The organism is Pseudomonas pudica (assembly GCF_015680405.1).
In the GTDB taxonomy this organism is placed as follows: domain Bacteria; phylum Pseudomonadota; class Gammaproteobacteria; order Pseudomonadales; family Pseudomonadaceae; genus Aquipseudomonas; species Aquipseudomonas pudica.
The window spans coordinates 119450-142449 of sequence record NZ_JADLJS010000008.1 but is presented as its reverse complement, the minus strand read 5'-3'; the positions used below and the strand labels follow the sequence as shown (position 1 = coordinate 142449).

Genomic DNA, 23000 nt, shown 5'->3' with positions numbered 1-23000 from the left:
CAGTCCCCTTTTTGGGTCCCAGTCGAGTTTTTAAGGAAGTCATATGAGAAAGCCTAGAATATTTATAGCTTCAGCTGTAGAAAGCTTAGATGTAGCTGATGCATTTAACGTAAATCTAGATCATCAGACTGAGGTGACGGTTTGGAAACATGGGTTTAACCTTTCTCAGAATACGATTGACTCCCTGGTAAAAATGGCGGAATCAGTTGACTTTGCAATTTTCATTTTTACACCAGATGATATTGCAGAAATCAGAGACCAACAAAAGCACGTTGTTCGTGATAACGTTCTTTTTGAACTTGGCCTGTTTGTCGGTACTTTAGGTAAGGAACGATGCTTCATCGTCAAGCCCCGAGACACCGAACTGCACTTTCCCACCGATCTTTTGGGACTTACACCAGCAGACTACAATGGAGGAAGGTCTGATGGGAATTTGGAGGCTGCTGTAAATCACCCATGCGTTTTAATTAAGAAAGAAATAGCAAATTTAGGCTTGCTTTCACAGGGTCTTAATATTCACACGAAACCGCGGAGGAAGGCTGGATACAATTACAAGCTTGGCGACGTTGAGCATTGCCTATTGGCAAAAGTTCTTGAAAGCTACGCTAGCTCACCAGATGGTGTATCTGTATGGAGCACATTCAACAATCTAAAAGGGGTCGAGCAAGGGATGCTGAGTTTAGCCGCGATTAAGCTGGAAAGGGTAGGTTTTTTAGATAAGAGTATCGCTATAGATCACGAGTATAATGGTTCTGAATATTATGCGTTCACAATAACTGCCGATGGCATTGATTATTTGCTGGAAAACGAGGAGTTGCTTCGTAAGGCAAGTAAAAAAGTAGATACTGTTGATTTAAATTCGGATATACCGTTCTAGGTCTATACAATAAAAACTCGCTCTTAAGGGCTGTTTTTATAATGGCGTAAAAAGCAGCCTTTCTGTGGTGAAATGCAGATGAGAAACTGATTAAAATCGTTCGTGCGCTAGTTTTGAGGGCGTGAAGGCCACTCTTAACGTGATCGCTATGCAAAAAATATCAACGATGTATCTAATATTTAAGTTATACCACGACACATTCGAGACTGATGGTAACGGCTTTGCGATGTCGCGCGATTCTGTCGTGGGTGCTTGCCGATCTGCCACATGAAATGCGGCCAATTTGGCATTGGGATTGAGAGGTGTTAATCCGACGCTTGTCACGACGGACCGGCAGTGGCCGATAGCTACCCTCCAATCAAGGACGGCAATGGGTCGATAACGGTCATCCACGAACGGCAAGTCTCGACCCAAAGCTGAGCGTGCCGATAATCGTGAATGACGGTAGTTCTCTCCTTGCAGGGATTAGTCAGGCGCTGCGGTGTTAGTCGCCGCCGCTGTATCAATTACGCATTGTGTGGACTCAGTGACTAGATCTAGACTAGATGGGTGGCAATTTGCTACCTTCCAGTTGTTTTGGCTTATTGGAAATGGAATTTATGAAAATTGTCCCAGTTCTGGGTGCTTACGCTATCACGGCGTCGCTTATGGGGTGTGCTGCGATGGAAGTTAAACCCTATCAGCCTGCACCTGAAGGTGTTGCGATTGTAAAAAATCAATACGGCAGCTACAGCGTAGAATCCATTAGGATTACAAAGCTAGGCCAAAAAGCAGGAGCTGACGCACTTCAATTCTGCTTTGCACAGAATGTACCTGGAATTAGTGGCGCTCCGTTGTTCAATCCATCGAAGACCAGAATCACCGTTCAGGGTAAGGATCAGGTGACCTTCATTGTTCCTATGACGATGGGTACGCCGTTGGCATATGAAATGGCTTTTTCCCTTACTCAAAGTCAGTCTGCCAATGCTCAAGTCTATGTATTTGCAAATTTGAAAATTAGAGGGACGTGGACTGCCAATGAGGCTCCGTTGCCGGGAACGATGGAGGCGAACCAATATGTCGATAGCGCACGCGCTAAAGCAGACAGTATCAGCACTGCCATCAGTAATTGTCTTGCATCGGAAGTGTAGATCGTCCGCTTCTTGGTCCTGCCAGAGATGCCTAGAGATTAACTGACGTGCGACTTGAGCATTGCGCGCACTTACTCTAGCCAAAAGAAAAAGACACTTAATCTGTTTTGACTTCATAGTCAGGAGTCAGCGAATGCCAATCAAAAAACCGATTCTTATGTTTCGTGTCGGATACATGCTGCAGTATGATGGCATTGCCGATATTAAAGGTGGCGGCTCTCATATTGAGAAGCATGGAGAGGGTGGGGAGATGTGGAATTTCCGGCCTGAAAGTGGGAGGTGCTACGGCTATGTTATGACTCGGCACTTCAGCGGAATTGACCTTTCCCGTATAGACGGCTCAAAATCTTGGCACGTAAATGAAGAGCTGGAGGGCGTAAATATAGTATTCTTCGCCAAAAAACCTGAGGGTGGGCAAAAGGTTATTGGCTGGTATAAAAATGCAACTGTATTCCATAAGAAATATCGAAAAAGACGAGGTCTAAAAACGTACGGTGACTGGGAAAAGCTCGACTATTTGTGTGAGGTGGATGCGGAGAACGCAGTGCTCCTTGATGAGTCAGATCGGACTTTCGAAGTACCTTACGCACCCGTCCATGGCAAGGGATATCCAGGGCACTCCAATGTTTGGTACGGAGACGCAAAAGAACCCAGAAGCCAAGAATTCTTAAAAAACCTCGGCAATTATATTGACCAATACTCCAAGGCTGCTGGAAAGCCGAATGGAGCGGGCAAATCTGGATCAAGATCAAGCCAGTATGACAAAGAATTAATAGCAAGTATCGAGAAGGCAGCAATAAGCACCACTTGGGATTATTATGAAGGTCTTGGCTATAAGCTCACATCCGTTGAGAAAGATAACAGAGGTTGGGATCTTGAGGCGCTCAAAGATGCCGAGCTACTTCTCCTTGAAGTTAAAGGGCATATTGGCAGCGTAGTTCAATTTGAACTCACCCCCAATGAATACATCCAGATGCAGAGTAACGCTTTTTCTTATCGGGTCTGCATGGTTAGGGCATGCTTGAGCATGCCGGAGTTGACAATTCTTTTTCCGAAAAAAATTGGTCAGGACTGGATGTTGGAAACCGCGGATCTAAAAGTTAGAGTTCAACTTTCGGAAAAGATAGCTGCCAAAGCGTCTGAGGTAATTTGAATTTTGTGATATTAATTGGTTCAGGTGCCGAGAGTGCTCCAAGCACAATCGGATGATTTGCTAGGGACCTAATCAAAGGGGGACGGATTTATTTTTTGCATAGCAGGAGCCGGCCACCTCTCAGTGATCGGCTGATGCTCGATGGTCTGCTCTGGGTTCTCTGCTCTGGCGCATCTTGGCGAGGTATGCCAGGGGATTTGGGCCTTGGTCAAGGCAGCGCTGGCAGTTTTAGGACTAACGCAACCGCGGAACCCTCAGCCAATGCTCAAGCTGAATGAACAAAGTTTTGATAAGCTTGCGAAAAAAACACCGCCATGGTTTCGCTGGCTTGCTCCATACGGTGTCTCAGGCATCTCTTTTCGTACGGAACCTAGGCTCTGTACGAAATCCCAAGCTAGGCGTACCTAGGCTGTTTGATTGACCCATGTACCGAAAGCGCAACATCATTGAACGCTGTTTGGCTGGTTGAAATAGAACCGCCGGATCGTGACGCGCTTTGACATACTCGCGAAAAGCTACGCCGGCATGGTCTCACCGGCCTGTTCCATGCGGTGTTTGCGACACATCTTTTCGTACAGAGCGTTGCATCATAAGTCGAGGTCGTTCTTTAAATGTTACACATAGCTACGGTTGTCAGTCAGACTTGCACTCAACTAGTCTGAATGTTCTTATATTTTTCCACCTTCGTGTAAAGTGCCTAAATTTGGGGAAGGGGATACAATCTCAGTGGTGGTTGAGTCAAAACAGCCGCTTCCTCGAGTTCCTGAGAATGCATCTATAAGACGATTTCTCATTTCAGTGTCCGAAGAGAAAACAGACATCCAAATACTGAAAAATCCATATCCTTTAGCTGTATTGATAATGCCTCGCTTTACTGCGTCTACAGTCGGGTTTTCAATTAAGTCTTTCCTTGCTTCCAATGCCATCAACCAAACTTCTTGTCGCTGTCCTACACGATCTAAATATACCTGAATGCCATTTTCATCGGTGGCATAGCTGACAGGCTTGTCTAATCCAGTCAGCGCTAGCGTGGACTGAGCCTGCTTTATTAGTTGAGGGGTATTACACAATTCAGACGGCACTACCGATCCATCTGGAGGATAAGAAAATGCAGCGAAGGTGTTGTCTCTGTCTGGCATGAAAAGGTCTTTGAAAACAACATCCTTTTCTCCTTTTGTGGAATTGCAGTTAACGCAGGCCAGTAGGAAATTTTCCCAGGAGCCAATAAGATGAATGTAACGATTATCACCCTTTGGTTGTAAATGCTCAACCGCAAGGTTTGTAGCTACCCGACGCTCGCAGTATGAGCAGTAGTGGCCCAGCCTAGATACTAAGTATTGTTGAGCATTGGTGTAGGGAGTGAATTCTTCAGTTTGAGGGGACTTGCCTCTGAATACTGGGCGCATTGTTATTCCCCAAGTTTAACTGCTTGCTTCAATTCAAGGAATGCTTGGAATGCTGGATTGTCTGCGTAAGGCCGAATCGACTTTTCAAGTTCGGACTTTAGTCTTTTTACATCTGCTTCCGAGTTGATTTTTGCGGAGTCTAGGCTTTTTAAGTATTCAGTTGCTACGTTTTTCATGTCGTCATATCGACGGCTTACAGAAGAGTTTTCTACTCCCATTAGACCTTGCGCAATATCTTCAAGGCTCATGTTTGCAACGTCTGCAGTCGGTTGTCCATCTAGCACAATTAGCTCTTCTCCTGTGCGAAGCGATTGTATTAGAAATGGCGAGTGGGTTGTACATATAAATTGCAGCTTAGGAAAGGTGGTCCGTAAGCTTTCAATTATCTGGCGTTGCCAGATTGGATGTAGGTGTAAGTCAAGCTCATCGATGAGCACTACGCCAGGCGTTTGGATGAGTGCAAACTTTCCTAGCTGCGGATTAAGCATGACAGATTTTATAGCGAGGTCTGCTGCTATAGCTAGCACATTTCTATATCCGTCGCTAAGCTCTTCAAAAGACAGTCTTCGTCCATCTTCTAGATGGATTATAAGAGTGCGGAGTCTTACGCTATATCGTACAGACTTAGCATTGGGAAGCATTCCGTCAATTGCTTTGTAAACGGCGCGAAGAGGAATAGATTCTTCTTCATCATCAATTTCAGCTCTCCGTTCGAAACCCATCCATCTTATTAAGTCGTCAGGATTACAGCGTTTATCAACGCTCATGTGATAGCCGTAGAAGGGATCTGTCAGATCCGGATCGTTATCCACGTCATCGTTATAATCGGTCAGTCCTCTTGCTTTCGTATTACTGATGGTTTTCTTTCCACTATCTCTGACTGACTCCCAAAGACGTCCGGCTCCGAAGTAACGAATTAATGGAAGGATGTACGGAGTGCCATCGCTAACAGCTTCTGCCATCGACTCAGCTGCTTGTTTAATGCTTTTTGCTCGAATTTGTGTTGTGCGCCCGTTAGTTCCTTCTAGTGAACGTTCCCATGCAATGCTTTTTACATGGTGTAACTCTAGTTTTGGTTTGTTTGATTTATTCGTATTAGTAGCTTTCTCGTAGCTTATTTCGCCAGAGGCACGAACAACAACTGGAAATATTGGAGTGACCCGGTATTGGGTGTTAATCATCCCTCTGTCGACCCTGATATCACGGGGTCGAATATTTCTTGAGTCATACCCGCGGATGCCCAAAAACCATGAGCCGATTGCCACGGTTACAGCTTCCAGGAACGAAGTTTTACCTGTGCCATTTTCACCTACCACCAAATTGAATTCCGGATGAAGATGAAACTCTCTATCTTCGTATCCTCTAAAGTTCTTTAGCTGGAGAGTCGTCAGGCGCATCCTAGTAGCTCCAATGCTGACATGGGTTTGGAGTGCTATCATTGGCACTCCTTTGATAGCATAGGTTATCACTGATTCTCAGAATTGTCCTAGGATAAAGTAATAAAATTTTCTATCGCTAGATTGTTGGTTCTTTCGTTTGTGTACGCTGTTCACCTGTCGCATCAGCACAGGAAAGGATTTTCAGCTGTAGGAAAGTACTAAATTTTTGAAGGTGATTATTGTTCTGTGTTTCGTTTTCATGTGTTTTATTATATTTCACGTTTTTTTTTGCTAATCGTAAGCATGCCCGGTTTAGGTTAGTTGCAAATAGGGGCGACTGGGTTTTCTGCAGCGAGTGTGACTCGCCGAGGTGCGTGCTTGAGCCAAAATTGACCATCTCTACATCCTGTTTTTTGTAAACAATTTTTGATTGAGTTCAGCTCCTGCATTTCAGCTATAACCGTTTTGAGGGCGTATTGGCTTTGTCTGGTTCTATCGCTGTTTGATGAAATATTAATATAAGGCTTTTGGTTTTTCCTAAATTTGTATTTGTAACAGGTGGTCGCAGGTTTCACTGAAGTCAGTGCAGCATTCAACTGAGCTACGCTCATCTTCAACTGGAGCAAAAGTTTCATTGTCTACCAATCCCGGTTCGATTCCACTGAAAGCCATAACTAGCTGATTTTTATAGATACCCTATGAGGTACGCCAAAAAATCCACCAAATTCCAGTCCCGCGAAAACCGGGCCCTCACGGCCAACAACCGTCCGTCTGTCTCCGCAGCCGAAGCACGGATTCATGAGATGGATACCTCAGTTTGGGAATGCAGTACCGGGTTTGATTTCCGAGCAGCTTTGATGAACATCGCCGTTCCACCATTCCGCATATCGATCTCGAACAGCCCCGAGGTTCGAATCAGATCGCCAAGGGTCCGGTGCCCGTAGTTCACGGCAGAAAACGAACTGTTGTTGCGTATAAAAGTGCCGACCTGGCTGAGGTGCGACCAGCCTGCGTCATCGGCGGTCTTCTCTGCCGCAGTTCTCAGCAAGCGCACAAGTGATGTGTCATTGCGAAGCTCGTTTCGGGTGCGTTTACTGCTTTTCGACGCTTCGCCTTCAACTGCTTTCTCCTGATCATCGCCAAGCAGGTTCTCTGTGTAGATAAACTGCGAGCAGGCATCTACAAAAGGCTTCGGTGTCTTTTTCTCCCCAAAGCCGTAGACCGGCAAGCCGCTTTCCAGCAGCCGAAGCACCAACGGTGTGAAATCGCTGTCGCTTGTCATTAGCGCAAAGGCATCGACGTTTTTGCTGTATAGCAAATCCATCGCATCGATGATCATCGCTGAGTCAGTGGCATTTTTGCCCTTGGTGAAAGCAAATTGCTGCATGGGGCGGATGGCGAACGGGTGGATCTTCTCGACCCAGCCAGCGAGGAGAGGAGAACTCCAGTTCCCGTGTGCATGCCTGATGTTGACCATGCCGTACTTGGCCAACTCATCGAGCACGCCCCCGATGGAAGCATGGCTCACATTGTCGCAGTCAATCAGCAGTGCTATCCGTTTCGACTCCACGGTTACCCCCGTCAGTCCCTGTGTCACCAAACTCTAGCTCAACTGCCTTGGCAGCACTTTCAATTCATACCATGCAGCTCATCCCACTTTGGCGATTTCAGCTGAGCCTATGTCGCAGCATTCGAAGTTTGAATGGATTTTTTATGCAGATGAACGGATATGGCCTTAATCGCTACATTCAACGCTGTTCGCACATAATTCAGAGACGTTTCCTACAACTTCGACACTTGCTTGGTCGAGATACATGAGGCTAAATTTCCTCCGTCGCGGAAAATTCCGTGACCGGGCGTAGGAACCCGTTGGTAAACTTGGCGCACGCACTAGGCGCCCCTGCACCACAGCTGGCGCTTTTTTTGTGCCTGCCGTGCTGTGTCATGGCGGCTGTGTGTGGGCAGGCTTCGGCCTGGCCGGGTTTCCAAGTTTCCCGGTATTCCTACCCCATACACAGCTGCCACCCAATCCCGTAGGAAGGATCGTGGCAGCTCCAACTAAAACTTGGAGTGTCATGCATGCTTATCTCAAGTCCGTCCAGGATCCTCGCATTCGTTCTCCACCGTCGTTCCTCGACGGCCCTCAACGATCTCACCTCCAGTCAATCTCGCTCTGTCTCTGCAACAAGGGAGGCACGCCATGACTGACCAAGAACGCCTATCCACCATCCAAAGCTACGCCTGGACCCTCGAACTGCTAGGCGAAGCCCTGGTCCAGCACGACGAAATGCTGGAGTGCGAACACAACCCACACCTGAGCTTTCGCAACACGGCCGGTATCCATCAGGCGATCCGGATCATCAGCCGTTTGGCCAGTGAGCAGTGTGGGAAGGTGATGGAGCGAAACGGGCAGGACCCTGTTAGTTAGGCAGGATCATTGATGAATAGCGGGCCAGATATCACCCTTGCGGCTGGCCCTCTGCTCAAGGTCGGTTGGTGGTTTATTCCTGTCGGGGTAGGGTTATGGGGCTGCTGCGCAGCCCATCGCAGGCAAGCCAGCTCCTACACCGACCGCGCAGCTTCTGGGTGATGTGTCGAACTTGTGGCAGTGGGGTGGTAGGGCGCAATTACCGACAGCGCAACATCAATCGAGCGCTCTGAACGAGATCCGCCGCTTCATACATGAAGCAACCCCAGCGCCCCGATCAAGGCAGGCGGCATTACCAGCGCCCCCAGGCGCAGGAAGTCCAAGGCACCGACGTGTTCGCCTTCACGGCGAACGGCAACCAGCCAGAGCAAAGTGGCCAGGGAGCCGGTAATCGACAGGTTCGGCCCAAGGTCGACGCCAATCAGCAGCGCCGCAGTAGTCCTCGCGGGTAAATCGACAATATGCCCAACGGAGCCTGCGATCAGGCCGGTCGGCAGGTTGTTCATCAGGTTACCGGCGATAGCCGCGACAACGCCGGCGCCCCAGCTCGCCTGCGTCTCGGAGCTGTGCGCCAGCGCGGCCAAGCCATGGGCCAGGTGCTCGATCACACCCGTCTGTGCCACCGCTTCCACCAGCACGAACAGGCCCGCCACCAACGGCAATACGCCCCATGCCACGCCTTTGAGCACCGGCATCGGGTTGCGCCGCTGGCGCAGGTGAATCAGCCCGGCCGTGGCGATGCCGGCGCAGAAGGTGGGTAAGCCGAGCTGCCGGTCCAGGGCGGAGGTCAGCAGCAACAGTACACCTGTCAGCACGATACCCAGTGCGCACAAGCGTGCACCGCTGGACAGCGGTTGCACGTCGATGGCCGTTGCCAGGGGCTGGCGGATCTGCTTGCGCTGGGCCAACCGCAGCACCAGGTAGGTCAGGCCGATGGCGGCCAGCGATGGCAAGGTGAATTGCCGCAGCCACTCCAGCAACGGCGGCATCTGGCTGCCGAACACTACCAGGTTGGCCGGGTTGGAAATGGGCAGCACAAAACTGGCGGCGTTGGCGATGAAGGCACAGATGAACAGATAGGGCAGCGGCTCGGCCTTGGCCGCCCTGCAGGCGGCGTACACCGCTGGGGTCAGCACCACCGCCGTGGCATCGTTGGAGAGGAACACCGTTACCAGTACCCCCACCAGGAACACCAGGTCGAACAGGCGCTGGCCGGAGCCCCGGGCATGCTGCACCGCGTACATGGCCAGCCAGTCGAACAGCCCTTCCTGGCGCGCCAGTTCGGCCAGCACCATCATACCGATCAGGAACAAGTACACATCGCCACCTTCGGCGACAGCGGCGAGGGCTGTGTGCAGTGGCACCAGGCCAAACACGGTCAGCAATACAGCGGCGCCGACTGCCCAGACATATTCCGGCACCCGCCAGGGGCGCAGGATTACCCCGCCGGTCGCCACGGCGGCGACGGTCCAGATGAGCGAGGATGGATCAAATACGGGCATGCAGTTTACTCAGGTGAATGAATGACTTGGCGCGGCATGGCCGTGCCGGCCTTTGGGGGGTGTGCAGCACGCTATATCTTGTCAAAGTGATTGGGCTGAGCTGACTGTTGCCGACTTGGATGTCCCTTGCGAAGGCCTGTCTGATAGGTGAGCAGTCCGAGTGCAGCCACGATACCCAGAACGACGAAGGCTGCGCCATAGCCGAAATGTTGCGCGATCCAGCCGGCGAGTGCGTGGCTCATGGCCGCGCCTATCCCCTGGATCGTCATCACTGCACCAAGCCCTGCATTGACGTGCCCGGTGCCGCGCAGGATGCAAGCGACAAGCCCAGGCAAGGCGACCCCCAGTAGACCCGCCCCGATGCCGTCAAGGGCCTGTACCGGAATCAGTGCCCACGGCGACTCCCAGAAACCAGCGATCAGCCCTCGCAAGGGCAAGGCCAGCAGGGCGGTAATGATCAGTGCCCGATACCCGTGCCGAGAGGCATACCTCCCGGCCCCAAGTGCCACAGGAATCATCACCAGCTGCGCCACGATGACGGTCGATGCCGTGAACACGCTGGGGTCGGCCAGCCCGCGCGTGACGACCGACTGCGCCAGCAAGGGCAGCATCGCGGCATTGCCCAGGTGGAACAGCAGCATGGTGACCGCGAGCAGGCACAGCTCGCGCGAGTCCGTCAAAACCCGCACCAGGGAAGGCGAGGGGCTGCTGCCTTGCGCAGGCTGGTTGCCAGTGAGGTCACCACCGCGGGCCCGCTCATGGTTGATGTCCTGTGGGTTGATCTTGCGCAAGCATGCAAGGGCTGCGCATGCCATCAGGGCCATCAGCACGAATACGGCTGACAGCCCCCAGCGGTAGCCTGCCAGCCCGGCCAATGCAGCCGCGACCACGTTGCCGGCATGGTTCCAGGCCTCGTTGATGCCGAGCTGCCGAGACAAGTCTCTCTGATCAACGATGCCCAAGGTGATGCCCATGATGCCGGCGCCCATCAACGCGCCCACAGCACCCGTCACCACCTGGGAGGCGACGACGACGCCGAACGATGGCGCAGTCCATAGCGCTGCCGTGGCGAGCATGAGTGCAAGGGTGCCGCTTGCCAGAACAAGTCGCTTGTGGCGCGAAGCGTCGATCCAGGCGCCCATCGGCGTGGTCGCCAGCATGCCTGCGATGCCGCCGGCGGCCATCACGTAGCCGATGTCATCGGCGCGCCAGCCCTGGCTGGCCAGAAACACGCCGAGGAAGGGGCCCAGGCCATCGCGGACGTCGGCCAGGAAGAAGTTGAGGCCGGACAGCCAGCGCCGCGAGCTGGCATGCGGCGGGGGTATGGAAGGTGTTGCCGGGTGCATAGCGGCATTCCCTTATGGCGCACGGTCGTAGAGCGGCTGCAGGGTGGATAACGTGGTGCCCATGCTGACCGCTTCCAAAGCGGTGCCAAACGCATTGCGCGTGCCCAGCCCGGATGCCGCGAACGGTGCCCCCGTCTGCACGGAAAGACGCAGGCTCTCTGGCGGGAAACGAACGATGCTGCCATCGCTCAGGATGACGCCGTTGGCCTCGCCCCGGGGGCCAGTGAGCACGGTGTCCACATGGCCTTCCACCTGTTGGGGCTGCAGACGCTGGGCGCGCAGGTGTGGCGGCAGCACTCGGCCTTGGTCAACCGGCGGCGGTTGGTCGTACACGGTGCGCCCGCTGTCGGCATGGATGATGGCGTCGGCCTTGACCGTGCCTCGCGTTTCCGCCCGTCCGATGATGCGAACGGCGTCCCCCACCTTGACCGTGGCCGTGAGCGCATCGGCCATGTGCGGTGGAAACTTGGCAATGGTGCCGTCGCTCAGGCGCAGGCCGTCGACCTCACCGTAGGGATTGATGAGCATCCGTTGCACTTGGCCTTCCACCGTGTACTGGCCCGTCAGGCCGGGGGCGTCGACCCCTTGATGTGGTGTTGCCGGCAGAGGGTAGGGCGGATCGGCGGGCGCGGCCTGTGCGCTGAGGCTACACAGGCCGAATGCCAGCGCAACAGACGTGGCGATGAAATACCTGGACATTGGAGAAGCTCCTTGGTCGGGAAAAGCACCCAACCTGCAGGGCAAGCGCCATGCCAAATAATATTTTCATTAAAATCAAATAGTTATGAAATTTCCAGGCGATGTGCCGTCCGATCTCGGGACGCCAGGGTGTCACGGAATCGGACACCGGTTTGCGTGCGAAGGGGTTAGTCCAGATTGAACTCGGCCAGCTTGCGATAGAGCTGCTGGCGAGACAGGCCGAGACGCCGCGCCGCCTCTGCGCGGTTGCCTGCCGTCGCAGCCAGGGCGCGAACGATCATTTCGCGCTCCAGGCGGGCAACGGCCTGTGCCATGGGGCCTTCCCAGTCGATGTCCAGGCCCGGGGGGAGCGCAGCCGCTGGCTGCAACCCGATGTGTTCGACATCGATGACTGGGCCGTGGCTGAGGATGGCCGCGCGCTCCATGGCATTGCGCAGTTCGCGCACGTTGCCAGGCCAGGGATGGGCCAGCAGTAAGCGGGCTGCTGCTGCGCTCAAGCGCTTCGGCGAGTCGCCGCCCAGCAGGCGTAGAAAGTGTTCGGCCAGCAGCAGCACGTCGCCCAGGCGCTCACGCAGCGGCGGCAGCCAAAGGGGCACTACCTGCAGGCGGTACCACAAGTCTTCGCGGAAGCGCCCCTCTTTGACCGCGCTGGGCAGGTCTCGGTGGGTGGCCACGATGATGCGCACGTTCACCGGCTGGACACGGTTGGCGCCCACGGGGGTGATCTCGCGTTCCTGCAGCACCCGCAGGATCTTCGCCTGGGTGGCCAGCGGCATATCGCCTATTTCGTCGAGGAACAGGGTGCCGCCATCGGCCTCACGAAAGCGCCCGGTGCGGTCATTGACGGCACCGGTGAACGCGCCTTTGACATGCCCGAACAGCTCGCTTTCCATCAGGTCGGCCGGGATCGCGGCGCAGTTCACTGCAACGAAGGGGCCGCTGGCTCTGCCGCTGTTGCGATGCAGGGCGCGCGCCACCAGTTCCTTGCCGGTGCCCGTCTCGCCGAGGATCAAGGCGGTGGCATCGGAGTTCGCGGCCAGCCCGATTCGCTTGAAGACCTGGCGCATGGCCTCGCTGCTGCTGACCAGTTCGGTTTCATCCACGGGTTCTCTTGCGGCAGCTGAGGCCCCGGCCGCCTGGGGCCTGTCCGGGGTGTGGGCTGTTCGCCGCAGGGCCCGTTCGAGCGTTTCGAGCAGGGCGGCCCTGGTCACGGGCTTGGTCAGATGGTCGAACGCGCCCAGGCTCATCGCCTCGATGGTGTTGCCGCCGCTCGCATAGGCGGTGAGCATGATGCAGGGCACCTGCGAGATGCGCGCCGCGCGGCGCAGGAACACCAGGCCATCCTCGCCCGGCAGGCGCAGATCGACGATGGCCGCATCCACGGCCTCGGTGCGCAGTCGGTGCAGGCCTGCATCGGTGGTTTCAGCCTGCAGCACCGCATGCCCCAGGTCTTGCAGCATTTCTGCAAGGCTGTCGCGGAACGCGGCGTCATCGTCGACGATCAGGATTCGGGCCACGGTAGCTCCATTTCTATACGCGCTCCCTTGGTCGACCTGGCGAGACCGACCCGCCCGCCGTGCCCCTGCACGATCTCGCGCACCAGCGCCAGTCCCAGGCCGGTACCGCCTGTGCGGGTGGTGGAGAACGGTTCGAACAGTGTATCGCGCAAGTCGGCCGGAATGCCGCAGCCGTCGTCCGCCACCCACAACAGCAATGCGCCACGGCGCGTGCGATGCGCACCGAGTTCGATTTCACCGTGTTCTCCCGTGTGCGTCAGCGCATTGAGCAGCAGGTTGTCAAAGACCCGCGCCATTTGTGCTGGGTCGAACAGCGCAACTTCCTTTGCGCTGGCGGTCAGCCCCGGTTCAACCGCCAGAGTGATTCGTACGCCTTTCTTTTGCGCTGCTTCGGCGTGGGCATTGCGCCGCTCCTCCAGCCATGCCAGCAGGTCAACCGCCTGGCGCTCGGCGTGGAACGGTTGCGTCAATGCCAACAGGCTCGACACCAGCGTCTCCAGGCGTGCCGTTTGCGACAGTACGGCTTCCAGGGCGCCAGCCACACGTGCTTCGCGCCGGTCGGCCGGGGCAGCCATCGCGTTTTCCACCTTCATGCGCATCGTGCCCAATGGGTTGCGGATTTCGTGCGCGAGCCCGGCGGAAACACGCCCCAACGTGGCCAGGCGTTCGGACTGGGCCAGTTGCTGTCGCAGATGGGTGGACTGGCGTTGCCAACGCGAAATCATCCTGCCCAGCCATGCGCCGGAGACCACGACCAGCGCCAGCAGCAGGCTCACCGCGAGGATCAAGGTGTTGACTGTTTCTGTGGCCAAAAGCGGCACGCGCATCAGGGTCCAGGCGATCAGCTGCCGGTCTGCGCTCTCCACAGGGCATGCGGCGAAAGCCACGGCTTCGCGTAAACCCGGTCGCACGTCTGCCACGAGGCTTGCGGAATCCTGTGCGCGTTGGGCCGTGGAGGCAATGCGCTCCAACTCGGCACTCGGCGGATCGCGCTTGATTCCCGTGCCGTCGTAGGTTGGGAACGCGTAGGCCACCACGCCCGCATCCGCTCGCCAGAAGCCGCCCTCCATGCCCGGCTGGTCGCGCAGTGCCAGATCAAGCACCGCCTGCGCTGCAGCTGGGGTCATGAGATAGGGTTGATCTTGCGCAGACGGAAGTTGCTGGCGAAGGCGTACTGCACCTGCCTGCAGCGCCTGGCAACTGGTCGAGGTGAGTTGGCGCGCCTGCGCAATCTGCGGGCCGGCGCCTTGGCGGCTGATGACCAGCAGCAGCCATCCCAGCACCAGCGCAACGGCGGCAATGGAAAGCCACAGAATCAGCAGATCACGTCGAACGGAGGGTTGCAGCGACAGGTCCGGTTTCCTTTGATGTGGCGCACCGCTGGTCAATCGGTGGGCGTTCTGATGGCAACCTTGCCAGATGGGAAATCGCCGTGCAAGGACAGGGTCGGTGAGCTTTCGAAACACGGCTGGTATTCCACCATTGCGGCTGGCCCGCTAAAGGCCACCTGGTGGTCTATTCCTGTCGGGTAGGGTTATGGGTTGCTGCGCAGCCCATCGCAGGTAGGCCAGTTCCCATAGAACTGCACATAACTTATTGAGTTGGCAGGGACCTTGTGGGAGCGGGCGTGCCCGCGAACACCGGCGCAGCCGGTGCCATGCACCGCGTTGGATTCTTCGCGGGCATGCCCGCTCCCACAGGGTACGCGTATCGCTTGCAAATTCGGTTCTCTACGCGACAGCACAGCCCACAGGGACCGCGCTAGCTTTAGTCGACTCCAGGTGATCGCGAGTGAACTCGCTCCTGCTGCGGAGCTTACATTTGCCTTTGTGTGGTCTTTTCGCCTCAGCAGGCGATACTTCTCTGTATTGCAGGCGTGTTCCTGGTGGCGCGCGCCGCTGGGAGGTGTCACGTGAACAAACTGACAATCGTGGGTGCCGGCATGGTCGGCGAGGCGGCGGCGCAGATCATCGCCCGGGATGAGTTGTGCCGTGAGCTGGTGTTGATGGATGTGCAGGGCGAGATGGCACAAGGCAAGGCGCTGGACGTGTGGCAGGCGGCAGTCGAGTCGGGGTCCGATACCCGGGTTTACGGCGGGGCCAAGGCTGAAATGCTGCAGGGCTCCGAGCTGGTGGTCATCACCGCAGGGGTGCCGCGCAAGCCTGGGCAGTCGCGGCAGGATGTACTGAGTATCAACCTGCCCATCCTCGACGGCATCATGGCCGACATCAAGCAGCATGCACCCACCGCGACCGTGCTGGTGGTGTCCAACCCGGTCGACGTGCTCACCTATCGCGCCTGGAGCCTGAGCGGGCAGGGGCGCAACAAGGTTTTCGGCCAGGCGGGCGTGCTGGATACCGCACGCATGAAGTGCTTCATCGCCGAGCAGACCGGGTTTTCCGCCCGGGATATCACGGCGCTGGTACTGGGCGGGCATGGCGACAGCATGGTGCCGCTGATGCGCTACTGCCAGATCGGTTCGGTGCCGCTGTCACACTTCCTGTCCAGTGAGCAGATCGAGCAGATCGTGGAGCGCACGCGCAAGGGTGGTGGCGAGATATTGGGGCTGAAGAAACTGGGCAGCGCCTGTGATGCGCCGGGGGTGGCGATTGCGCAGATGGTCGATGCGATCGCCAACGGGCGAAACCGCATCTTGCCGGCGGTGGCGATTCTGCAGGGCGAATACGGGCGCACGGATATTGCCATGGGTGTGCCCTGCGTACTGGCAGAAGAGGGGCTGGCGCGGGTGATCGAGTTGCCGCTGGATGCGCAGGAGCAGGGGATGTTCGACCAATCTGCTGATCAGGTGGCGCGGGATATTGCTGAAATGAAGGCGCTGTAACGCTGTGGGAGTGGCTTTAGCCGCGAAGAACTCAACGCGGTGCATGGCACCGGCTGCGCCGGTGTTCGCGGCTAAAGCCGCTCCCACAGTGTCCCAGCTAACCCAGCCTGGCCCCTAGCGCAGATAAGCCTTGCCAAAATGCCGCTCCAGCCTCGCCTGCACCAGCTCCAGCAAGATCGACAGCACCCAGTAGATCACCGCCGCCGTGGTCAGCATCTCCAGGTACCGATAGCTCGACCGCCCGTACGACTGCGCCAGGAACATCACCTCCCACACCCCCATCACCGATATCAGCGATGAGTCCTTCAGCATCGAGATGAACTGGTTGGCGGTAGGCGGAATGATCACCCGCATGGCCTGCGGCAGGACGATATGCCAGAAAATCTGCGGCGTGCGCATGCCCAGCGCCAGTGCCGCTTCACGTTGCCCGCGCGCGACGCCGAGGATGCCGGCCCGGAAGATTTCGCTCAGGTAGGCCCCATAGTTCAGCGACAAGGCGATGATACCGGCGCTGATGGCGCCCGGTACCAGGCCCAGTTGCGGCAGCCCCAGGTAGATCAGCAGAATCTGGATCAGCAGCGGCGTGCCGCGGAAGAACGAGGTGTAGAAGCTGGCGACACCCACCAGCACCGCGCTGTTCGACAACCGCGCCAGGGCGGCGGCAAAGCCGAACAGCACCGATACCAGCATCGAGCACAGGCACAGGAACAGGGTCAGCGCCGCGCCTTGCAGAAAGCCGTTGGGCCCCAGCTTGAAACCGGCGAGGTTTGGAAACTTCTCCAGAATGATCGAGAACTTCAGGTCGAAGCTGAGGAAAAACGCGACGAACAGGCCGAACAGCGCCAGCCAGGTCAGCAGCAGCCGGGTGCGAAAGCCGAACAGGCCGGCGCCCGTGGGCTTGACCACGGGCTTGGGGGACGATGGGAAGGTGCTCATTTGCTGATATCGGCGCCAATCCATTTCTGCGACAGCTTGGCCAGAGTGCCATCGGCCTTCAACTCTGCAAACACCTGGCGCACCTTGGCATCCCACTCAGGGTCGCCTTTCTCGATGGCCACCGAGTTCGGCTCTTCATACAGCGGGGCGCCGGCCAGCTTGAAGCGTTTGTCCTGGTCCAGGCGCGGCTGTGCGGTCACCAGGTTGGTGAGGATGGCATCCAGGCGTACGCCGGCGCCCAGGCCCAGGTCCTGGAAGGCAACGTTGTCGGTGTCGTAAGGCGCGATCTGCACGAAGTCGAAGGGGTATTCGAGCTTCTTGTCTTCGTTGCCTTCGATCACCAGGTTCTTGTTCAGGTAGCTCTCGTAGCTCGAGGCACTGGTCAAACCCACCTTGCGGCCTTCCAGGTCCTTGGCGCCGAGGATGCGTTCATCCTTGGCGTTGACCACGATCACCGCAGGCGATGCGTAGTACTCCACCGGGAAGTCGAACACTTCGGCGCGGGCCTTGCTCGGGGTCATCGAGCAGATGCAGATGTCGTAGCGGCCGCTCCAGCGGCCAGCGGCGATCACGTCCCACGAAGGGGTTTCCAGGCGCAGCTTGACGCCCAGCTTGTCCGCCACGGCCTTGGCCACATCCACGTCGAAACCGTCCAGCTGGTTCTGGTCATTGAGGAAGGAAAACGGCGGGTAGCTTTCCATCAGGACGTTGACCAGCTCCTTGCGCGATTCAACCCGCTCCAGCGTGGCACCGGCAAAGGCCTGGGAAGCAGTTGCGAGCAGCACAAGGCCCGCACCGAGCACAGTAGAAAATCGCATGGACATACCTGAAATGTTGGCCAATTATAGAAAGCTGTATTTAATAGTTATAAGTGTCACCCACATAATGAATTTTATTCATAAGTACCTTTAGAGTAGTTATATGAAACAGCGAGCGATGGTAATTCTCGACGGTGGCATGGGCCGTGAGCTGCAGCGCAGCGGGGCGCCGTTTCGTCAGCCCGAGTGGTCGGCGCTGGCGCTGAGCGAGGCGCCGGAAGCGGTGGTTGGCGTGCACGCAGCGTTTATCGCTGCCGGTGCCCAGGTCATTACCAGCAACAGCTATGCGGTAGTGCCGTTCCACATCGGCGAAGAGCGTTTTGCCAAGGAAGGGCGACAACTGGCCAATATCGCCGGCCAGCTGGCGCGGCATGCCGCCGATGCCGGTGCGCACCCGGTCAGGGTGGCAGGCTCGCTGCCGCCGCTGTTCGGCTCGTATCGTCCGGACCTGTTCCAGCCCGAGCGCGTCGAGGAGGTGCTGACCCCGTTGCTGCAGGGCCTGGCCCCGCATGTTGACCTGTGGCTGGCGGAAACCCAGAGCTCGGTTGCCGAGGTGCGGGCCATCCACGGCCACTTGCCGGCAGATGGCAGGCCGTTCTGGGTATCGTTCACCTTGCAGGATGAAGAGGTCGACGAGGTGCCACGCCTGCGTTCCGGCGAGCCGGTGGCCGATGCCATCGAAGCCGTGGTGGGTCTGGGGGCGGCGGCTGTGCTGTTCAACTGCAGCCAGCCCGAGGTCATTGGCGCTGCACTGGAGGTAGCGCGCTCGGTCACCGAGCGACATAACGCCGACATCGCCATCGGCGCCTATGCCAACGCCTTCCCGCCGCAACCGAAGGAAGCCACCGCCAACGACGGCCTGGATGAGTTGCGCGAAGACCTGGACCCGCCGGGTTACCTGGCATGGGCCAACGACTGGCGCGCGCGGGGTGCCAGCATGATCGGCGGCTGCTGTGGCATCGGCCCGGAGCATATTGCCGAGCTGAAACGCAACCTGGCGTGAAGCCGGCAGGGTGCCGGGCGGCTTCCGCGCCCGCTCGGCATCCAGCCATTAAAAAAAACGTTACTCAGACCCGGATTCCATCGTTTTTCAGTCCCCCCGCCATGCCCCTATAGTCCGCTGAAAGCCGATGCCGAATCGGTGTACACAACTCAGCGGTGCGGGAACCGGATATGAACAACAACGAAAAAATCGAGGGCAATGCAGCGGCCGGTATCGGTACGCGAGTGGTGTGGAGCGGGGAACAGGTCCAGCACCCGTACAACGCTACCCAGACCCCGATCGTGGTCAGTGCCGCCTACGGCTACAACGACATCGATGCCTGGTACGACGTGGCGCAGGGCAAGTTGCCGGGCTACATCTACAGCCGCATGAGCAACCCGACAGTCGCCACGCTGGAAGCTAAGCTGTGCGAGCTGGAGCAGTCCGAGTCGGCGGTGGCATTCAGCAGCGGCATGGCTGCCATCAGTGCCGTGCTGCACACGTTCCTCTCAAGCGGCAAGCGAGTGGTATCGACCCGCGACAGTTACGGCGGCACCAACAAGATTTTCGAAGAGTTCCTGCCGCGCATGGGCGTGCAGGTCTGCCTGTGTGACACCCTCGACACCGAGGCGCTGGAGCGCGAGATCGCCGCAGGTTGCGACCTGCTGTATCTGGAAACCCCAACCAACCCCACCCTTAAGGTACTGGACATCGAGCGCCTGAGCGCTGCCGCCCGGCAGGCCGGCGCCGTGGTAGTGGCCGACAACACCTTCGCTACCCCGCTGAACCAGAACCCGCTGGCTCTGGGCGTGGACGTGGTAGTGCACAGCGCGACCAAGTTCCTGTCCGGGCACGGTGACGTGCTGGGCGGGGTGGTGTGCGGTGCCGAGCCGTTGATGGCGCAGGTACGCCACTACCGCGAGATCAACGGTGCGGCGCTGGACCCGTTTTCCGCCTACCTGATCATCCGCGGTATCAAGACCCTGGCCCTGCGTGTGCGTCAGCAGCAGGCCAGCGCCCAGGCCCTGGCGCATTACCTGACCACCGAACCGCTGGTCGAAGCGGTCAACTACCCCGGGTTGCCCCAGCACGCCGGCCATGCGATCGCCAAGGCGCAGATGCGTGGCTTCGGCGCCATCGTCAGCTTCGTGCTCAAGGGCGGCATGCCCACCGTGGCGCGACTGCTGCCGCGCCTGAAGTACGCCCATCGGGCGGGCAATCTGGGCGCGGTAGAAACCATCTACGGCCCGGCGCGCACCACCAGCCATGTGGAAAACACCCTCGAAGAACGGCTGGCCCTTGGCATTTCCGAAGGGCTGGTGCGCATTTCGGTGGGCATCGAGGACACCGAGGACCTGCTGGCAGACCTGGCACAGGCCTGTGCATCGGTGCGTCAGGAGATGGCCGCAGCAAAGGAACTGTACGGTGACGAAGACGCCTGCCTGGCCGAAGCACAGGCCTGAGGCCGGCGCGTAGCACCCGCTCCTTGCAGTGGGTGCCACTTCATGAAGTCGAACAAAAACAATATGCAAGGCAATTCGCTTCGCTCTGCCAAGACGAGGTCGTTGCAACGTCCTTGCCCGCCAACTTTCATGAGTAAACCACAATGTCCCTGCAGACAACGACAACGAGAAATGCTTCGGCGCACAGCTTCAAGCAGGATATGCAAGCCCGCCATATCGTCATGCTGGCGCTGGGCGGTGTCATCGGTACCGGCCTGTTCCTGACGTCGGGCTATACCGTCAACCAGGCGGGCCCGCTGGGGGCGGTCATCGCCTATGTGCTCGGCGCCATCATGGTCTACCTGGTGATGATGTGCCTGGGCGAACTGGCGGTACACATGCCGGAAGTCGGCTCGTTCAGCAGTTACGCCACGCGGTACCTCGGGCCGGGTACAGGCTACATGGTGGCCTGGATGTACTGGTTGACCTGGACCGTGGCCATCGGCTCGGAATTCACCGCCGCCGGTATCCTGATGGTGCGCTGGTTCCCCGATACACCGGTGTGGATATGGAGTGCGCTGTTCGGGTTTGCGGTATTCATCAGCAATATCATTTCGGTGCGGTCGTTTGCCGAAACCGAATTCTGGCTGTCACTGATCAAGGTGCTGGCGGTGATTGCCTTCCTGGTGGTGGGCGGCGGTGCGATCCTGGGCGTTTTCGAAATTACCCAGGCGCACAGTGTCGGGCTGGGCAACTTCACCCGCGAAGGGCTGTTCCCTACGGGCTTCTGGTCGATCGCCATGACCCTGCTGGCGGTGGCCTTCGCGTTCTCGGGCACCGAGTTGATCGGCATCGCCGCCGGCGAAACCCGTGACCCGGAAAAGAACGTACCCAAGGCCATCCGCACCACGGTCCTGCGTCTGGCGCTGTTCTTCGTCGGCACCATCTTTGTATTGGCTACCTTGTTGCCGCGTGAACAGGCCGGTGTGGTTGAAAGCCCGTTCGTGATGGTCTTTGCCATGATCGGTATCCCCTATGCAGCGGACATCATGAACTTCGTCATCATCACTGCGCTGCTGTCGGCGGCCAACTCCGGGCTTTATGCTGCGGCGCGCATGCTGTGGACCCTCAGCGACCAAGGCAACATGCCCCGCCGGTATGCGGCACTGTCGCGTCGTGGCACGCCGTTCAATGCCATCGTCCTGAGCATGGCGGGTGGCATGGCTTCGCTGCTCAGCAGTGTGTTTGCCCCCGACACCATCTACCTGGCGCTGGTGTCCATTTCCGGATTGGCGGTGGTGGTGGTGTGGATCAGCATCGCGGCCAGCCAGATGGCTTTTCGTCGCCATTACATCGCCAATGGCGGCAAGCTCGAAGAGCTGAAGTTCAGGGTGCGCGGCTACCCGTTCGTCCCGCTGGCCGCCATCTTCTGCTGCGTGCTGGCCTGCGTCGGCATTGCCTTCGACCCCGCCCAGCGCGTTGCCCTGTACTTCGGCTTGCCCTTCATTGCCTGGTGCTACCTGGCCTATTGGCTGACGTGCAAGTTCCGCCGCCGCCAAGCAGTCCCGCTGGAAGTCGTCGCGCCAGGTTCCGAGGCCGCCAGAGCAGGGTGATACTAGGCCTCCGGAACGTTGCCACGAGAAACCGCCGATGACCCAGAAAACCCTGCCCCCCTTGAACTGGCTCAGAGCCTTCGAAGTGTCGGCGCGTTACCTGAACTTCACCCATGCAGCCGAGGAACTGCACCTCACCCAGGGGGCCGTGAGCCAGCAGATCCGCCACCTGGAGAGCCAGTTGGGGGTGGCGCTGTTCAAGCGCCTGCCCCGGGGGCTGGGGTTGACTGAAGAGGGCCAGTCCTACCTGCCGGTGGTGCAGGATGCGATAAGCCGGCTGGCGGTAGGCACCAATGAAATTTTCGGGCAACGCCAGCGTCGGCCCCTGAAAGTGCGCGGCAGCCTGTCGTTCCTGCACTTCTGGCTGGCACCCCGACTGGCCGATTTTCGCCGTTCGCACCCGCAGGTGGACATCCGCTACATCAGCAACCTGTGGGTCAAGGAACTGGATGCCGAGGATGACCTGGAAATCCGCTGGGGCAGCGGCCAGTGGGCGGGAGTGGAAGCGCAGCGCCTGACCCGCGACGTGCTGGTGCCGGTCTGCTCGCCTGCGCTGCTTGCCGGCTCCCCGCTACGCGAGCCGCGCGACCTGGCCCGCGTCCCGTTGCTGCATGTGCTGGGTTACGAGGAGGGGTGGGGTTATTGGCTGGAGCGGGTTGGCGCCGATCAGGTCGACTCCTCCAGCGGCCTGCAGTTCGACACCCTGGTGGCGACCTTGCGCATGGCGGAACTGGGGCTTGGGGTGGCGCTGGCGCGCTCGTCGCTGGTGGAGGACTTGCTGCAGGAGGGGCGGCTGGTGGCGCCTTTTGCCCAGCGCATCGAGGCGAGCGAGTCGTTTTACCTGGTACGTGGCCTGGGTGAGGCGTTGTCCACGGATGCCCAAGCCTTCAGCCACTGGTTGGTGGCGATGGCCCACCGTTAATCAAATAG

Annotated in this window: 20 protein-coding genes and 2 pseudogenes; 11 read left to right on the top strand and 11 right to left on the bottom strand. The window is 57.8% G+C overall.

Annotated elements, in window-relative coordinates:
* Positions 1–43 precede the first annotated feature (43 nt).
* The 5 genes and pseudogenes from IRZ77_RS08965 to IRZ77_RS26910 form a co-directional block, all read left to right on the top strand.
* Positions 44–877 (top strand): TIR domain-containing protein, encoded by an 834-nt coding sequence (locus IRZ77_RS08965; RefSeq protein ID WP_196173314.1) that lies wholly within the window; start codon positions 44–46, stop codon positions 875–877.
* 545 nt (positions 878–1422) lie between these two features.
* Positions 1423–2007 (top strand): hypothetical protein, encoded by a 585-nt coding sequence (locus tag IRZ77_RS08960; protein ID WP_196173312.1) that lies wholly within the window; start codon positions 1423–1425, stop codon positions 2005–2007.
* 133 nt (positions 2008–2140) lie between these two features.
* Complete coding sequence (locus tag IRZ77_RS08955) at positions 2141–3160, top strand: protein NO VEIN domain-containing protein (protein WP_196173310.1); 1020 nt, start codon at positions 2141–2143, stop codon at positions 3158–3160.
* A 71-nt stretch (positions 3161–3231) separates the two neighbouring features.
* Positions 3232–3371 (top strand): annotated as a pseudogene (locus tag IRZ77_RS27280) (transposase); the annotation flags it as partial.
* Positions 3372–3542: 171 nt separating this feature from the next.
* A pseudogene (locus tag IRZ77_RS26910) lies at positions 3543–3784 on the top strand (hypothetical protein); the annotation flags it as partial.
* A gap of 44 nt (positions 3785–3828) precedes the next feature.
* Here IRZ77_RS26910 and IRZ77_RS08950 read toward each other — a convergent pair.
* The 4 genes from IRZ77_RS08950 to IRZ77_RS08935 form a co-directional block, all read right to left on the bottom strand.
* Entirely contained in the window at positions 3829–4566 is a 738-nt protein-coding gene (locus IRZ77_RS08950; protein WP_196173308.1) for an HNH endonuclease, read from the bottom strand.
* A 2-nt stretch (positions 4567–4568) separates the two neighbouring features.
* Entirely contained in the window at positions 4569–6005 is a 1437-nt protein-coding gene (locus IRZ77_RS08945; protein ID WP_196173306.1) for an AAA family ATPase, read from the bottom strand.
* A gap of 257 nt (positions 6006–6262) precedes the next feature.
* Positions 6263–6580, bottom strand: coding sequence for a hypothetical protein (locus IRZ77_RS08940; RefSeq protein ID WP_196173304.1), 318 nt, complete (start codon positions 6578–6580; stop codon positions 6263–6265).
* Positions 6581–6741: 161 nt separating this feature from the next.
* Positions 6742–7515: an NYN domain-containing protein gene (locus IRZ77_RS08935; RefSeq protein WP_196173302.1), complete on the bottom strand. Its 774-nt coding sequence runs from the start codon at positions 7513–7515 to the stop codon at positions 6742–6744.
* Between the two features lie 630 nt (positions 7516–8145).
* On the opposite strand from IRZ77_RS08935, the gene IRZ77_RS08930 reads away from it, so the two are divergent.
* Entirely contained in the window at positions 8146–8373 is a 228-nt protein-coding gene (locus IRZ77_RS08930; protein WP_015268870.1) for a hypothetical protein, read from the top strand.
* Positions 8374–8621: 248 nt separating this feature from the next.
* On the opposite strand, the gene IRZ77_RS08925 is transcribed toward IRZ77_RS08930, so the two are convergent.
* From IRZ77_RS08925 to IRZ77_RS08905, 5 genes are all read right to left on the bottom strand, one after another.
* On the bottom strand, positions 8622–9875 hold the full coding sequence (locus IRZ77_RS08925) for an arsenic transporter (RefSeq protein ID WP_196173300.1): 1254 nt from the start codon (positions 9873–9875) through the stop codon (positions 8622–8624).
* A 71-nt stretch (positions 9876–9946) separates the two neighbouring features.
* Entirely contained in the window at positions 9947–11221 is a 1275-nt protein-coding gene (locus IRZ77_RS08920) for an MFS transporter (RefSeq protein ID WP_196173298.1), read from the bottom strand.
* 12 nt (positions 11222–11233) lie between these two features.
* Positions 11234–11749 carry a hypothetical protein gene (locus IRZ77_RS08915; protein ID WP_230386367.1) on the bottom strand — a complete coding sequence of 172 codons (516 nt, stop codon included), beginning with the start codon at positions 11747–11749 and terminating at the stop codon, positions 11234–11236.
* Positions 11750–12087: 338 nt separating this feature from the next.
* Entirely contained in the window at positions 12088–13437 is a 1350-nt protein-coding gene (locus IRZ77_RS08910; protein ID WP_046616180.1) for a sigma-54-dependent transcriptional regulator, read from the bottom strand.
* Positions 13422–14903 carry a sensor histidine kinase gene (locus IRZ77_RS08905; protein WP_328314851.1) on the bottom strand — a complete coding sequence of 494 codons (1482 nt, stop codon included), beginning with the start codon at positions 14901–14903 and terminating at the stop codon, positions 13422–13424. The genes IRZ77_RS08910 and IRZ77_RS08905 overlap by 16 nt, the downstream gene beginning before the upstream one ends.
* A gap of 446 nt (positions 14904–15349) precedes the next feature.
* Between IRZ77_RS08905 and IRZ77_RS08900 the strand changes: the two genes are divergently transcribed.
* Positions 15350–16279: a malate dehydrogenase gene (locus tag IRZ77_RS08900; protein WP_046616179.1), complete on the top strand. Its 930-nt coding sequence runs from the start codon at positions 15350–15352 to the stop codon at positions 16277–16279.
* Positions 16280–16393: 114 nt separating this feature from the next.
* On the opposite strand, the gene IRZ77_RS08895 is transcribed toward IRZ77_RS08900, so the two are convergent.
* Together IRZ77_RS08895 and IRZ77_RS08890 are read right to left on the bottom strand one after the other, a co-directional pair.
* The gene (locus IRZ77_RS08895) at positions 16394–17215 is read right to left on the bottom strand and encodes an amino acid ABC transporter permease (protein WP_046616178.1); all 822 of its coding nucleotides are present in this window, start codon (positions 17213–17215) and stop codon (positions 16394–16396) included.
* Positions 17212–18033 (bottom strand): ABC transporter substrate-binding protein, encoded by an 822-nt coding sequence (locus IRZ77_RS08890; RefSeq protein WP_046616177.1) that lies wholly within the window; start codon positions 18031–18033, stop codon positions 17212–17214. Before IRZ77_RS08890 ends, IRZ77_RS08895 begins: the two co-directional genes overlap by 4 nt.
* A 118-nt stretch (positions 18034–18151) precedes the next feature.
* Here IRZ77_RS08890 and IRZ77_RS08885 point away from each other — a divergent pair, with 118 nt between their 5' ends.
* The 4 genes from IRZ77_RS08885 (at position 18152) to IRZ77_RS08870 (ending at position 22992) form a co-directional block, all read left to right on the top strand.
* On the top strand, positions 18152–19036 hold the full coding sequence (locus IRZ77_RS08885; RefSeq protein WP_196173344.1) for a homocysteine S-methyltransferase family protein: 885 nt from the start codon (positions 18152–18154) through the stop codon (positions 19034–19036).
* 170 nt (positions 19037–19206) lie between these two features.
* The gene (locus tag IRZ77_RS08880; RefSeq protein ID WP_196173296.1) at positions 19207–20478 is read left to right on the top strand and encodes a cystathionine gamma-synthase family protein; all 1272 of its coding nucleotides are present in this window, start codon (positions 19207–19209) and stop codon (positions 20476–20478) included.
* 143 nt (positions 20479–20621) lie between these two features.
* Positions 20622–22070, top strand: coding sequence for an amino acid permease (locus tag IRZ77_RS08875; RefSeq protein WP_196173294.1), 1449 nt, complete (start codon positions 20622–20624; stop codon positions 22068–22070).
* A 37-nt stretch (positions 22071–22107) separates the two neighbouring features.
* Complete coding sequence (locus tag IRZ77_RS08870) at positions 22108–22992, top strand: LysR substrate-binding domain-containing protein (protein WP_046616173.1); 885 nt, start codon at positions 22108–22110, stop codon at positions 22990–22992.
* The last annotated feature ends 8 nt before the right edge of the window (positions 22993–23000 follow it).

Coding starts and splice junctions, on each gene's coding strand:
- IRZ77_RS08965 (WP_196173314.1), top strand. CDS start 44: ATGAGAAAGCCTAGAATATTTATAGCTTCAGCTGTAGAAAGCTTAGAT.
- IRZ77_RS08960 (WP_196173312.1), top strand. CDS start 1,423: ATGGGTGGCAATTTGCTACCTTCCAGTTGTTTTGGCTTATTGGAAATG.
- IRZ77_RS08955 (WP_196173310.1), top strand. CDS start 2,141: ATGCCAATCAAAAAACCGATTCTTATGTTTCGTGTCGGATACATGCTG.
- IRZ77_RS08950 (WP_196173308.1), bottom strand. CDS start 4,566: ATGCGCCCAGTATTCAGAGGCAAGTCCCCTCAAACTGAAGAATTCACT.
- IRZ77_RS08945 (WP_196173306.1), bottom strand. CDS start 6,005: ATGATAGCACTCCAAACCCATGTCAGCATTGGAGCTACTAGGATGCGC.
- IRZ77_RS08940 (WP_196173304.1), bottom strand. CDS start 6,580: ATGAAACTTTTGCTCCAGTTGAAGATGAGCGTAGCTCAGTTGAATGCT.
- IRZ77_RS08930 (WP_015268870.1), top strand. CDS start 8,146: ATGACTGACCAAGAACGCCTATCCACCATCCAAAGCTACGCCTGGACC.
- IRZ77_RS08925 (WP_196173300.1), bottom strand. CDS start 9,875: ATGCCCGTATTTGATCCATCCTCGCTCATCTGGACCGTCGCCGCCGTG.
- IRZ77_RS08920 (WP_196173298.1), bottom strand. CDS start 11,221: ATGCACCCGGCAACACCTTCCATACCCCCGCCGCATGCCAGCTCGCGG.
- IRZ77_RS08915 (WP_230386367.1), bottom strand. CDS start 11,749: ATGCTCATCAATCCCTACGGTGAGGTCGACGGCCTGCGCCTGAGCGAC.
- IRZ77_RS08895 (WP_046616178.1), bottom strand. CDS start 17,215: ATGAGCACCTTCCCATCGTCCCCCAAGCCCGTGGTCAAGCCCACGGGC.
- IRZ77_RS08890 (WP_046616177.1), bottom strand. CDS start 18,033: ATGCGATTTTCTACTGTGCTCGGTGCGGGCCTTGTGCTGCTCGCAACT.
- IRZ77_RS08885 (WP_196173344.1), top strand. CDS start 18,152: ATGGTAATTCTCGACGGTGGCATGGGCCGTGAGCTGCAGCGCAGCGGG.
- IRZ77_RS08880 (WP_196173296.1), top strand. CDS start 19,207: ATGAACAACAACGAAAAAATCGAGGGCAATGCAGCGGCCGGTATCGGT.
- IRZ77_RS08875 (WP_196173294.1), top strand. CDS start 20,622: ATGTCCCTGCAGACAACGACAACGAGAAATGCTTCGGCGCACAGCTTC.
- IRZ77_RS08870 (WP_046616173.1), top strand. CDS start 22,108: ATGACCCAGAAAACCCTGCCCCCCTTGAACTGGCTCAGAGCCTTCGAA.